The organism is Paenibacillus nuruki, from assembly GCF_963311185.1.
Lineage (GTDB): Bacteria > Bacillota > Bacilli > Paenibacillales > Paenibacillaceae > Saccharibacillus > Saccharibacillus nuruki.
The window spans coordinates 3,626,640-3,640,136 of record NZ_OY725677.1 but is presented as its reverse complement, the minus strand read 5'-3'; the positions used below and the strand labels follow the sequence as shown (position 1 = coordinate 3,640,136).

Sequence of the window (13,497 nt, the reverse complement as noted above, 5' to 3'; positions counted from 1 at the left end):
TTGAACCCTATGATTGTACGATTCGGATATGTGGCGATGTCACTAGAGATCGCAGATTCTTCACCTTCCAAAACAATGACAATGGCAAGATTCAGCAAACTGCCTGATCGTGAAGCAGGCTTGCGTTTGTTAGAACAAATTGCTACGACTAACTTACACAATACCTTGCGTTTGTTACGCCATAATGTAGCTGAAGGTATTCAGATGTACCGTTTTTCATCCAAGTTAATTCCGCTTGCGACCCATACCGATTTACACGATTGGAATCCGTTTGAAGCGTTGGCAGAACCTTTTGCAGAGATCGGAGACTATGTGCGTAAGCATGACCTGCGAGTATCGTTTCATCCAGATCATTATACTGTACTCAGCACGCCAAGACCGGAAGTACTGATCTCTTCGATTCGTGATCTGCAATACCATGTGAATATGCTCAAAGCCATGGGGCTGGATGCTCGTTCAAAGAACAATATCCATATTGGCGGAGCTTATGGAGACAAGCCTACATCGGCGGCACGATTTGTAGAACATTTTGGTCGCTTGAGTGCAGAGATTCAGTGCCGTCTCACGCTAGAAAATGATGATAAAACCTATACCACAGGCGAGACGCTTGCAGTAGCCCAGCAGACCGGTCTGCCGATGGTGCTCGATATTCATCATCATATGGTCAATTGTCATGGAGAACCAGCTTCCGATTGGTGGGAAGAAGTAGCCAAAACATGGGATTCTCCATTAGCACGTACCGATGTGCCTGATGGTATACACTTACCACCCAAAATTCATGCGTCTAGTCCTAAAAGCGACACCGATCGTCGAAGTCATGCAGATGGTGTAGAAGCAGGTCCTTTACTGGATTTCCTCAGAGTCGCTGCACGCACTTCTTCTCATCTGGATGTCATGCTTGAAGCGAAGCATAAAGACCATGCACTATTTCAATTAATGCGTGACTTGACAAAGTATGAAAATGACGGAGTACGGATCATAGATGGTGGAAGTATAGAAGTGTTGTCGTGATATAATGTAGGTAGATGTAGATTCCAGAAATCAGGGGGAATGAAATGATGGAAGAACAACAAAAAGTACCTTATGTAGTCAGTGGAAAAAGTAAAGTAGCTGTAGCTATTAATGCGGCGTCCAAAACAGGCGAATGGATCAAAAGCAAGCTAGGTGACTATAAACAATTAAATACTAAAGTCTCTTCACAAGATCTGGTCACTGAAGTCGATAAAGGCGCAGAACAGATGATTCGTAAGCTTATTCTAACCTACTGCCCGGATGATGAATTTTTGGGAGAAGAAAGTGTGGGCGCAGGCGCAGCAGCTTCAGCCAAAGCGATTGATGCAGTGAAAGATTCAGAATATGTATGGATCGTCGATCCAATTGATGGCACGACTAACTTTGTGCATGGTTTCCCATACTTTTGTGTATCGATTGCGCTTGCTCACAAAGGTGAAGTAATCATCGGTGTCATCTATGACCCTTCTCATGATGAACTGTTTGTAGCCGAAAAAGGTAAAGGTGCTTATGTGCATGGTAATCTTATGAAAGTTTCACAAGAAGCTACACTGGGCGAAAGCTTGGTCGCTACAGGTTTCCCAGCAGATCGAGGAGAATCATTGCGCCTGAATATGAGTGGATTGAATGCGATTGTACCAAAAGTACGTAGTATTCGTAATGGGGGTTCAGCAGCATTACATTTAGCTTATGTTGCCGCAGGACGCTTAAGTGCGTACTGGGAAATTGGATTGAACGCATGGGATTTGGCGGCAGGTTCATTGTTAGTGACTGAATCGGGTGGTCAAATTGGAGATATCTCAGGAGATGATTACCATCTAGCTGTGCGCAATGTGTTAGCCACTAATGGTCATATTCATCAAGAATTAATGACTGAATTACACGATGCTGGGCTTCAACATATTCCGGCTCAAAAGTAATGATTTGAATCGGGAGCATGTGGTATACAACGATTAACATCCCTACGATTTGGGGTAATACCATACTATCCAGCTTTATTACAAATACCAAGTCCTTATGGCGAATCGATTATTATCGTTAAAGGAGTGACCAAGATGAGCTCATCTGAGAAATCAGCCGAAGAATTAGAACGCGAGCTAACCGAACGTTTAACAGAAGGCTTTATGCAAGAAGAAGACCGTGAGGTTAGAGAGCGACGTATGATTCCTTCGAAGTATGAGATTCGTATTCAGACTACACTTGATCCTATCGCTGAAGAAACGATGCAATATCGCAAAATGGCGAAAGAAATCGATGGACGTTATGATGAATACATGAACAAAATCAAGCGCCCAGAGTCAACAGATGATACTGAATCTCGTTGATCACATCATACAGGGTAAAGAGCTGTTATCTACCACCCTTTAGGGAAAATAGATAACAGCTTTTTTTGGTGTAAATAACAATCGAAGTTACTAGACAGAACCAGAGATAGAAAGGATGAAGCACGGAATGAAAAAGAATTATAAACAAATACTAGGTTTGATGGTGGTAATAATCAGTCTAGTCGGTAGTAGTGTAGGTCTAGGAGGAGCGCAAGTGGATGCCGCCACCTCAAGTCAGAATCCAGATGCCAAGCGTGCTTTTTCACATATGGTCTTTCTTGGCGATTCGATTACAGCAGGATATGAGCCAGGTGTGAAAGCTACTAATTATGATGGATTTGCACCCCGAATCGCAGAACAAGGGTTATTCCGTAGTGCTGTACAATCTCAGAACCACAGCATCCTCGGATTAACCAGCACAGGACTTGATAATTATTTAAGCGAAGTTACCGCAGGATCAAAGATCACGACGAATGATATTCAAGCTAATTTGCCCGGAGCCGTCTATTCACTAGGTACGATTCAGGTGAAAAAAGATATTGCTCAAGCGGATCTGATTACGGTAACGATTGGAGGTAACGATTTCCTGAACGCATTGGGTTCTCTGAATGAATTGCCACAAGATATTTCCAGTCTGAATCTAGATCAAGTAGGTACAAAGTACAAAATCAATATCGATCATATTATGAAGCAATTAACATCGCTCAATGCCAAAGCAGTCATTGTAGTTGCGGATCAATACCAACCTATGCCTGCTGAAGTAGGCACTCAATTATATGCAGGACTGAATACAGTGGCTAATCAATTTAGCCAGATTGTTGATCAGACTGTAAAGTCTTATGTCGCTCAAGGATATGATGTGCGTGTCGCTCATGTTTCTAAAGATTTTCCGGGCAAAGAGTTAGCTATGACTCATATTGCAGAGGGAGATATTCACCCGAATCAGACAGGGTACGATGCGATTGCTCATACTTTTGCACAAACGATCTGGGGAAGTAAAGGGGATAGGACTCCATTTATAAAAGGACAATCTGCTACATCAACAACTCCTGTGATTGTAACCAACGGGCAACCCCTTCAAACGGCATATGCTCCGCTGATTCGTAAAGGCAAAACCTATGTTACATTGCGAGATGTCACTACAGCTTTGGGTGCAACAGTCAACTGGTCGAATGCTACACAAACAGCAACGATCCAAAGTGGCAAAAACAAAATCAGTATTCCAGTAAATAGTAAACAAATCAAAGTAAATGGTGCTACTCAAATGATAGATAATAGTGCTTTTATACAAACGACTAAAGGAACGCAGAAAGTCTATGTGCCTTTAACTGTACTCACTCAAGCATTTGATTATAATGTACAGTATGTAGCTCGCTGGAAAGCTGTCTTTATTAGATCATAATAGAATAAATAACATCGTATTTAGCAATCAAATAGAGAGGGTTCTTAGAAATAAGCCCTCTATACATAATAAGCAACTACTAACTTTAGAATAGCAATAGATACGAAAAGGAAGGTGTTATGTGGAAAGTAAAGAAATAAGCCATCGTTATCATGCAGGATATCGTCAGGTGGTAGTAGAGGATAAATTATTAGCTGTATCCTTGCCAATGACGATTATGTATCCGACAACAAGTCCTGAATGTATCAAACCACTCGGACCCTACACATTAGAATTGTCAAAAGATGCAGACCCCATCGAAGACATGTCATTCCCTTTGGTGATCATCTCCCATGGGAATAGTGGGTCCCCTTTGGTACATCGTACATTAGCTCAATATTTAGCACGTCGTGGATTTGTAGTGGGCATGCCAGAGCATCTTTACAATAATCGCAATAATAATCAATGGGAAGGTACGATACAGAATCTTACACATAGACCAAGACATATTGGACTAGCTATCGATTGGTTTTGTGAGAATAATGTATTTCAAAAAGTGGTACAGTTTGATCACATATCTTTAATTGGTCATTCTTTGGGAGGGTACACAGCATTAGCTGTAGCAGGTGGGTTACCGACTTCATTTGACCATGAGTCTCCAGATCAAACCGAACATCCGATAGAAGTAACTTCAGATCACCGAATTCAATCACTTGTATTATTAGCACCTGCATCGGTATGGTTTCGAGAAGAAGGAGCATTGAAAAATGTAGATATACCTATTCTGATGCTAGATGCTGAGCAAGATCAGTATACTCCTTATTTTCACGCTCAAATTGTTTTACATGGAGTAGCATATCCTCAACAAGTTGAATATCGAACGATTCAAAATGCAGGACATTTTTCATTTCTTAGTCCTTTTCCTGAAGCGATGAAAAATCCAGCTTTTCCTCCTTCTCAAGATCCTGCCGGATTTAATCGTACCGATTTTCATGAGATCCTAAATAGCGATATATTAAACTTTCTTCAAGCAAATACGCTTAAGTAAAATGTAAACTATAGTGTATTAAACTAGATCATATCAAATAACCTCTGAGGCTCAAAAGAGGTTATTTTTTGCTATATACGATTGTAAAACTTGGTATTTATAAACATATACTGAAATTTTGGAGTATTCACGCTATAATAAACATACAGGAATTGGAATTTAATTAATAAAAATGTAAACGTTATCATTAAAAGTGTAAATACTAAGGGGTAGCAAAGGTGGAGACTATTCTTATGTTTACCAGAATTAAAAGCGCTTACAATAATCTAGGTATTCATCGAAAAATGTTGCTACTTATCTCTGTGTTGTTGTTAGGAAGCTTTGCTTTTTATGCACTGGTACTCAGTAATTTGTATGAAACGTATGATAGCCAAATGTATGAGAAGACTTCTGAACTACTCAATATGTCTTCGGTCGGAATCGAAAATCAACTGAAAGATATGGAGCATTTATCATTCAAAGTTGTCACAGACGAGCAATTACAGCGGTACTTAACAGAACTGGAACAGACTAATTCGGTATATCAAAAAAATGTATTACGCAAAAAGCTGACCAATCGCTTGATCGCTTTTGCGGGTTCTGAACCTTTTGTATACTCCATGATGGTGATTGATAAAGAAGGCGAAGTGATGTCAGCAGGCAATCGGGAAGGCATACCGGCTGAATTACGAACCGATCTAACAACATTGGCAGACCAGAATAATGGAGCGAATGCTTGGTATGTTGGTGGCAAATCTTCATTGTTGGCAGTGCGGCAATTCAAAGCATTTACCGGATCAACCTTCACACTGAAAAATCTAGGTACAGTTATTATCCGTATTCGGATCGACCGGATCGTCGATAAACAGGTTCATCAGTCAGCAGGGAGCACACTGGTGATCGCAGATCATCAAGAGATTGTGTATCCTGAGAAATTATCATTTAGTGAAACAGAGATTAACCAAGAACTGAGTCGCAATCAGCCATATGGTGTAGTGAACTTGCCGGAAGGCGGGTATTTTTCCGCTCGGATTCAATCGCCTTACACGGGCTGGACGTATTTGCATATGACTCCTTTTGACCCGATGTTCGAACGAATTACATGGATGAAGCGTCTGGTGACTATTATTTTTATCGCTATCTTTTTATTAGGATTAGCTTTCGGCACACGATTATCTCGCAGTATTACAAGACCGATGGAACGTTTATTGCAGAAAATGAGAACGGTAGAGACCGGTAATCTGGATCGTTTGGAAGAATTAACACTGGGGCCTGTACCCGAAGGCTCGCAGACAGAAGTCGGATTATTGCACCGTACCTTTAATCGTATGTTACGGCGAATCAGTGAATTAATCGATGAAAATTATGCCAAACAGCTTATCATTCGTGAGACTGAACTCAAAGCATTACAAGCACAGATCAATCCCCATTTTCTATACAACACCTTAGAATCTATTAACTGGATGGCAAAAGTAAATAAACAATCCAAAATCTCTGAAATGGTCGAAGCTTTAGGTTTTCTGTTACGCAGTTCTGTGAATATGAGCGAAAAGTTGATCCCGTTAGGACGTGAACTTGATATCGTCTATAGTTATGTCACGATTCAGCAGATGCGATTTGAAGAACGATTACATTTTGAAGTCGATATCCCTGACGATCTCAAAGATGCGCTTATTCCCAAGCTTACTTTACAACCACTGATCGAGAATGCGATTCATTATGCGTTGGAACCCAGTGTGAACGTATGTCATATTCGGATTGTAGCTAGGCATGAAGAAGATGTACTTTATATCAGTGTCGAAGACGATGGGCCCGGGATGACGGCTGAATTTCTAGAACGTCTGCATAGCGGACAAGTACAGACACGTGGTGAAGGGATTGGACTCAGTAATATTATCGAACGGATTCGGCTAACATTTGGCTCAGAGTATGGGATGGAAATTGAAAGTCTACCCGGTGTGATTACTGCTTTTCATATTCGTATTCCTTATGAAAGAGGGGAAGCGCAAGATGTATAAAGTATTGTTAGTGGATGATGAACGGATGATCTTAGAAGGAATATCACAGGTTGTGAACTGGCAAGAAAGTGGAACCGAATTGATCGGTACGGCTCGTAATGGACTGGAAGCGTATGAACAGATTCAAGCGAATTGTCCGGATATCGTGATCAGTGATATTTCGATGCCGGGATTGGATGGGATTGGACTTGTAGCGAAGACACATGCATCATTTCCAGATGTACGGTTTATTATGTTGTCCGGTCATAAAGACTTTGATTATGCACGTAGAGCGATGCAATACGGGGTGAAGCATTATCTGGTTAAGCCTTGCAACGAACGTCAGATTCAAGAAGCGATCAGTGAATTATTATCCGAACGTGAGGTTGAACATGAACGGGATCAATTCGTAAACAGTATGAAAGAACAATTCACACGTATGTTGCCACAAGTGAAAGAACAATTTCTGAAAGAATTTATTGCGAATAAAATGTACGGTGTACGTGATCTCGATTATTATGAGCAACTGTTTCATCTCAATCTACGTGATCGTCCAGTACGTATGGCTTTGATGCGTGTCGAAGAATCTCATGAATATGAACATTTATTTGCACTGAAAAATATCGCGGATGATCTATTGGATGGCGTGTTGATGGGCACAACGATTCATATGCAAGATGAATTACTTCTTTTATTAGATGATCCTACTTCGATCTCGAAGCTGATTAGTGATCTGGAACATGTACAGAATGTCTTTGCAGGCTTTTACAAATTAGAAGTAACAATCGCTCTCAGTGAACCGGATTATATGATCTCATTACGTCGTATGTATCGGGATACTCAACAGTGTATGAATCATCGCTTCTATGTAGGCGAGGGCAGTATTATTACCAAGTCCGATCTAGCATTAGCCGATCAGAAAGACAGTACTTCTTTTGAACTGGATGAAGAAGCATTCACACTGTTAATCAAATCAGGGCAAATGGAAGAAGTGACTGCGGAAATTGACCGCTTATTTGTAACTTTAGCGGAGTGGAGACATGATATTGGAGTCACCCGCTCGTATGTGTTGCAATTGTATGCCGTTATGATTCGCTTATGCTTACCAGAAGAACGATCTTTATTTACCAGCCGAATGGCAGAACTGGCAATGGTAGATACACTGACTGGATTGCATGAATTTGTGCAAGAAGCGGCGGCTTACTTAACGATGAGTTACTATAAGAGCAATGTGAATCGTCAATCTTCGGTCGTCAATAAAATGATCCAGATCATCGAACAAAATTATACCAGTGCTGAATTATCACTTAACGGTGTCGCCAATCAGATGCTCTATATGAACCCTGATTACCTCGGTAAGATTTTCAAAAAAGTAACCGGCGATAATTTCTCTCATTATGTCAATCGTTATCGAATTGAACGCTCAACCGATCATATTCGTCGTAGTGGAGATGTAAAAGTATTCGAACTCGCCGAACTATTCGGATTCGGTGGCAACTCTCAGTATTTCAGTCAAGTATTCAAAAAATGGACAGGCATGACCCCAACCGAATATCGGAAAAGTGAAGAGTAAACTCATTTCTAAAAATACATTAAATATGATAATCAACAACGAAATAAATCATCAAAATACATTAATAGTAAAATATCGTACAACATACCTCAAAATAAAAAGCGACTTTTGATTGTCGCTTTTTATTTTGACTTAAATCAAATTTACAGTACCTCAACGCACAAGCGAAGAGCATCATCATATTCTGAAAGAGCGAAGCGCTCGCCTTTGTACTAAACTCCCTACCGCATAGCGGTTATTCAAGGGAGTTCAGTACAACAAGCGACGACAAGAATAAGATGATGATCGTAGCGAAAGCCACTTTATACCGTAAACTCAGTCATTTTTATACAAATATCCGTCTTAGCAGAAATTCAGACTACTCTGTTTTTTACACGATCACATCGGATTTGTGTATTCATTTGTGATCTTTCATCTGCGAAAATGAAGGTATCACTTAAATGTAAGCGTTAACAAAAAGGAGTATCATCGTATTCTACTTACTTATTTTGAGCAATATGAACAGCCATCATCTGTTTGATTAACGAAAGGGGAGAATATAATGAGAAAAAAAACAGCACTGTTATTCATGGTTACTATTCTACTTTTTATCACAGCTTGCGGTAATTCAGGTAGCGGAGGTAGTAATGCGAGTGGAGGTACAGATGGCAAAACGCTTCGTATTGCCTGGTGGGGATCAGACACTAGACATGAATATACACAAAAAATTATTGATATGTATAAAGAGCAAAATCCAGGTGTGAATATCGATATCGAATATGCTTCTTTTGACGATTATTGGAAAAAGCTAGCGCCACAAGCAGCGGCTAATCAATTGCCAGATATTATGCAAATGGATGTATCTTATATTAGCCAATATGCTAAAAATGGACAATTGGAAGACTTGACCCCTTACTTAGGCAGTAAAATTAAAGTCGATGATGTGACTGAAAACGTACTTAAAACAGGTGTGATTGGTGGCGTACAATACGGTATGCCAACAGGGGTTAACGTTTTAGGATTCCAATATGATCCAGCGATTTTGAAAAAAGCAGGAATCAATGAAATTCCAGACAATTGGACATGGGATCAATATAAAGAAATTGCGCTTAAAGCAAAAGACAAAGGAATTTACTTTGATAGTTCGATGGCAGCAGATATTTTCTTTAACTACTTTTTACGTACCAAAGGTCAATCGCTTTACAATGCAGAAGGAACCGCACTTGGATATGAAGATGATGCGCTATTCACTGAATTCTTCGGAATGTTAGCAGAGCTGATCAAAGAAGGTGCAGTCCCTTCCCAAGAGAAATTGAACCAGACTAAAGGGATTCTAGAAGAGTCGGATATTGTAAAAGGTACAGGTATCGGGATCTGGCAATGGTCGAATCAATTCGTAGCGTTACAGCGTGTTGTGAATCGTCCGATGGAGCTTGCTCCTATGGTAGGGCCGGATATGGAAAAAGGAATTTATATGCAACCAAGTATGTACTGGGCTGTAGCGAAAAGTTCACAATCCAAAGACGAAGCAGCTAAATTTATCGACTTTTGGATCAACAATCAAGATGCGAATAAATTGATCAAAGGTGAGCGTGGTGTACCGATCTCTGCGGCTGTGAAAAAAGCAGTGGCACCAGAACTCAGTGAAACAGAGAAACAAGTATTTGATTTTGTTGCCAAAATGGAACCAATTAGTTCGCCTATGAGCCCGCCACCACCTGTAGGATCTGCTGAGATTATTGCAGCACTAACCGATTACGTGGAGCAAATTAACTTTGGACAAGCAACCGCTGCTGAAGTCGCACCGAAGTTTCGTGCAGATGCTAATGCGATTTTGTCAAACAATCAACCTTAATATGGCACTCGTTAGCTGATACATGTAGAGAAAGTGAACCGGACGTTGGATAATTCTCCACCCGGTTCACCCTTATCTCTCAAAATCTCAACGATCTGAGGAGGTGCGAACGCTTATGGCTATACGTAATGAGTCTTTAAAAACCAATTTGACCGGATATGCTTTTATTAGTCCTTTTATTATTGGCTTTCTGGCTTTTACTTTGATTCCCATGTTTATATCGCTCTATCTGTCTTTTACAAGCTATAACTTGTTTACTTCGCCACGCTGGATAGGACTTGGTAATTTCGAAAAAATGTTTACCAATGATCCGAAGTATTGGAACTCGGTGAGAGTCACGATCTATTATGTATTTGTAGGTGTTCCATTACGATTAGCTTTTGCTTTATTTGTTGCGATGGTGCTGAATACAGCATCACGGATGGTGGGTACATATCGGACGATTTATTATTTACCATCGATTATTGGTGGGAGTGTAGCCGTATCTATTATGTGGCGTAATATTTTTAGTGAGCAAGGGATCGTCAACCATTTCTTGATGGCGTTCGGTGCGGCACCTGTAAACTGGTTTGGTAATGCTACAGCTGCTCTAGGTATGCTGATTACGTTATCAGTATGGCAATTTGGATCATCGATGTTGATTTTCCTTGCTGGCTTGAAAAATATTTCACCGGAAATGTATGAAGCCGCTAGTGTCGATGGCGCTTCACCTGTACGCAAATTTCTGAATATAACATTGCCATTACTGAGTCCGGTCATTTTATTTAACCTGATTATGCAGACGATTAGTGCATTTATGACATTCGTACCTGCCTATGTGATTTCTAAAGGAGAAGGCGGACCACTGGATGGAACCATGTTGTATTCACTGTATTTATTCCGTCAGGCATTTATGTTCAACAATATGGGTTATGCCGCTGCAATGGCATGGGTAATGTTGATCTTTATCGGTATTCTAACATTTGTATTATTCAAAACATCTAAAATGTGGGTGTTCTATGAATCTGAAGGGGGAGGGCGTTAATTATGGCTGAACGTAAAGCGTCTATCCCAGAATACAATGTCATCAGCAGTACACGAGCGCAAAAAGGTTGGTTCTGGCGCAAAATCAAATGGCCCATCTATCATATTTTTGTCGGTTTACTCGCTGTCTTAATGATGTATCCGATTGCTTGGATGTTACTAAGTTCATTCAAAGAAAGCCGTACGATCTTTGCAACAGCCAATACACTATTACCCGCACAGTGGATGTGGGATAACTATATTACGGGCTGGAAAGGTGTCGGCGGTTATTCTTTCGGACATTATATGTGGAATTCACTGGTGATTGTAGTGATCTCTACGGTCGGCGTTGTCTTATCGTCTGCTGTGATTGCCTTTGGATTTGCTCGCTTAAATTTTAAAGGTCGGAACTTCTGGTTTGCGATTATGATGGTTACTTTGATGTTGCCTCATGATGTCGTGCTAGTTCCACAATATATTATTTTCACCAAATTAGGATGGTTGAACAGTATCTATCCAATTGTCGTTCCACAGTTTTTCGGAGCACCATTCTTTATTTTCTTAATGGTACAGTTTATCCGTACGATTCCTAAAGATTTGGATGAAGCGGCAACGATTGATGGCTGTGGTAAATTCCGTTTATTTATACAGATCATTTTGCCATTGATTAAGTCTTCGCTAGCTACAGCAGCGATTTTCTCCTTTTACTGGCGTTGGGAAGATTTACTCGGTCCGGTATTGTACTTGAATTCACCGGATAAATATACAGTCTCTATGGGTCTGAAAATGTTTTTAGATAGCGAATCGTCTTCTAACTGGGGTGCGATGTTTGCGATGTCGATTGTCAGCTTACTACCTGTTGTTGCAATCTTCTTCGCTTTCCAAAGACATATCGTTGAAGGGATTAGTTCTAGCGGAATCAAAGGATAATTTTAACGACAACAAAGTATACACAATACTGTAGCAATTCAGGATCAAAGCGATCTAGGCAAGGATGGTGGAACCAATGAATGATCAATCAACCACTCATACTTCTACAGAACCATGGCGGATAACAGAAGGTGGCGATGCCAACGCAGCATTAGGTGAATCGTCCTCTATCCCTATTTCATCTACATCTGATCTTTCAGTGCCTGAACCGTTACCTGCACCATTGCGATATGATTTTGGACCGGGAGAAGTCACTCCCGGTTATATCGCTGTGTCTCCTGATGATCGGTACGAGGAGAATGAACAGACTAAAGGGTCTTATGGATTTGCACATCCAGAAAGAGTATATGGACGAGAACGAAGCGCTATGTACAGTCATTACAACCGTACAGACCAGAGTGTCATGACTACCGATCATTTGAAAAGTAGTTTCTGTATTCCGCTAGGGACTTCATTTATAACTGATCTACCTAATGGTACATATCAGATCCAGATCATGGTGGGAGATGAACAAGCGGCTACCCATACGATTATCAAATGTGGAGCAGACAAGTTGATGTTACCGCCTATCGACACGTTGCCAGGGCAGTGGATCAGTAAATTATTTACCGTTCCTGTGATCGACAATAAATTGCAACTGCATATCAGTGGCAAAGCGCCACGTCTAAATGCGGTAGAGATTACAGCAGTACCTCAAGTGCTCAAACTATTTATCGCAGGAGATTCTACTGTAACCGATCAGAAGGAAGGCGGCGCTCCTTATGCGGGTTGGGGGCAAATGTTGCCTGCACTATTCAAACATGATGTGTGTGTAGATAATCATGCGATATCCGGTCGTAGTTCCAAAAGCTTTATTGATGAAGGACGACTGACTATCATTGCAGATCAGCTCAAAGCAGGTGATTTTCTGTTGATTCAATTCGGTCATAATGATGAAAAGAATGATCCTGCGCGTGGTACAGAACCATTTACAACATACAAAGATTATTTATTGCAATATATCGAAGTCGCTCGCACTAAAGGAGCTAACCCAATCTTAATCACACCGGTAAGTCGGCGTTACTTTGATGCCAATGGATTCCTTATGGATACACATGGCGATTATATTGTAGCTGTCAAAGAATTAGCGATAGAACAGCAAGTACCCCTAATTGATCTAGCAGAGCAGACCAAGATGCTATTAGAGTCGTTGGGTGAAGAACAAAGCAAGTCGTTATTCGTATGGTTGTATCCGGGAGAATATATCCATTTTCCTGATGGGATGGAAGACAATACGCATTTTCAAGAACAAGGTGCATTTCAAGTTGCCCAATTGGTTGCTGAACGTATTCGTGAGCTAGCGATTCAACCTTTATTGATGTATTTACGCTAACCTACATGCTGATCTAGCTATTCTGTAATAAGAATATTCCGATTT

General features: G+C 40.6%; 11 protein-coding genes. All 11 read left to right on the top strand.

The window, feature by feature from the left end:
* Positions 1-9 precede the first annotated feature (9 nt).
* The 11 genes from uvsE (at position 10) to RCP16_RS16070 (ending at position 13,452) form a co-directional block, all read left to right on the top strand.
* A complete protein-coding gene (gene uvsE, locus RCP16_RS16120) occupies positions 10-1,011 on the top strand; it encodes a UV DNA damage repair endonuclease UvsE (RefSeq protein WP_308640807.1) in 1,002 nt (333 codons plus the stop codon).
* A gap of 47 nt (positions 1,012-1,058) precedes the next feature.
* Complete coding sequence (locus tag RCP16_RS16115; RefSeq protein ID WP_083243679.1) at positions 1,059-1,931, top strand: inositol monophosphatase family protein; 873 nt, start codon at positions 1,059-1,061, stop codon at positions 1,929-1,931.
* Positions 1,932-2,066: 135 nt separating this feature from the next.
* Positions 2,067-2,336, top strand: coding sequence for a hypothetical protein (locus RCP16_RS16110; RefSeq protein ID WP_069329408.1), 270 nt, complete (start codon positions 2,067-2,069; stop codon positions 2,334-2,336).
* A 127-nt stretch (positions 2,337-2,463) separates the two neighbouring features.
* Positions 2,464-3,738 (top strand): stalk domain-containing protein, encoded by a 1,275-nt coding sequence (locus RCP16_RS16105; protein ID WP_308640806.1) that lies wholly within the window; start codon positions 2,464-2,466, stop codon positions 3,736-3,738.
* Between the two features lie 121 nt (positions 3,739-3,859).
* Entirely contained in the window at positions 3,860-4,765 is a 906-nt protein-coding gene (locus RCP16_RS16100; RefSeq protein WP_371748110.1) for an alpha/beta hydrolase family protein, read from the top strand.
* A gap of 233 nt (positions 4,766-4,998) precedes the next feature.
* Positions 4,999-6,762, top strand: a complete 1,764-nt coding sequence (locus RCP16_RS16095) for a sensor histidine kinase (protein ID WP_308640805.1) — start codon at positions 4,999-5,001, stop codon at positions 6,760-6,762.
* Positions 6,755-8,314, top strand: coding sequence for a response regulator transcription factor (locus RCP16_RS16090; RefSeq protein WP_308640804.1), 1,560 nt, complete (start codon positions 6,755-6,757; stop codon positions 8,312-8,314). Before RCP16_RS16095 ends, RCP16_RS16090 begins: the two co-directional genes overlap by 8 nt.
* Before the next feature lie 541 nt (positions 8,315-8,855).
* Positions 8,856-10,148, top strand: coding sequence for an ABC transporter substrate-binding protein (locus tag RCP16_RS16085; protein WP_069329403.1), 1,293 nt, complete (start codon positions 8,856-8,858; stop codon positions 10,146-10,148).
* Between the two features lie 115 nt (positions 10,149-10,263).
* Positions 10,264-11,172, top strand: a complete 909-nt coding sequence (locus tag RCP16_RS16080; protein WP_069329402.1) for a carbohydrate ABC transporter permease — start codon at positions 10,264-10,266, stop codon at positions 11,170-11,172.
* Between the two features lie 2 nt (positions 11,173-11,174).
* Positions 11,175-12,080, top strand: coding sequence for a carbohydrate ABC transporter permease (locus tag RCP16_RS16075; protein WP_083243647.1), 906 nt, complete (start codon positions 11,175-11,177; stop codon positions 12,078-12,080).
* Between the two features lie 76 nt (positions 12,081-12,156).
* Positions 12,157-13,452, top strand: a complete 1,296-nt coding sequence (locus tag RCP16_RS16070) for a rhamnogalacturonan acetylesterase (protein ID WP_308640803.1) — start codon at positions 12,157-12,159, stop codon at positions 13,450-13,452.
* The last annotated feature ends 45 nt before the right edge of the window (positions 13,453-13,497 follow it).

Coding starts and splice junctions, on each gene's coding strand:
- uvsE (WP_308640807.1), top strand. CDS start 10: ATGATTGTACGATTCGGATATGTGGCGATGTCACTAGAGATCGCAGAT.
- RCP16_RS16115 (WP_083243679.1), top strand. CDS start 1,059: ATGGAAGAACAACAAAAAGTACCTTATGTAGTCAGTGGAAAAAGTAAA.
- RCP16_RS16110 (WP_069329408.1), top strand. CDS start 2,067: ATGAGCTCATCTGAGAAATCAGCCGAAGAATTAGAACGCGAGCTAACC.
- RCP16_RS16105 (WP_308640806.1), top strand. CDS start 2,464: ATGAAAAAGAATTATAAACAAATACTAGGTTTGATGGTGGTAATAATC.
- RCP16_RS16095 (WP_308640805.1), top strand. CDS start 4,999: ATGTTTACCAGAATTAAAAGCGCTTACAATAATCTAGGTATTCATCGA.
- RCP16_RS16090 (WP_308640804.1), top strand. CDS start 6,755: ATGTATAAAGTATTGTTAGTGGATGATGAACGGATGATCTTAGAAGGA.
- RCP16_RS16085 (WP_069329403.1), top strand. CDS start 8,856: ATGAGAAAAAAAACAGCACTGTTATTCATGGTTACTATTCTACTTTTT.
- RCP16_RS16080 (WP_069329402.1), top strand. CDS start 10,264: ATGGCTATACGTAATGAGTCTTTAAAAACCAATTTGACCGGATATGCT.
- RCP16_RS16075 (WP_083243647.1), top strand. CDS start 11,175: ATGGCTGAACGTAAAGCGTCTATCCCAGAATACAATGTCATCAGCAGT.
- RCP16_RS16070 (WP_308640803.1), top strand. CDS start 12,157: ATGAATGATCAATCAACCACTCATACTTCTACAGAACCATGGCGGATA.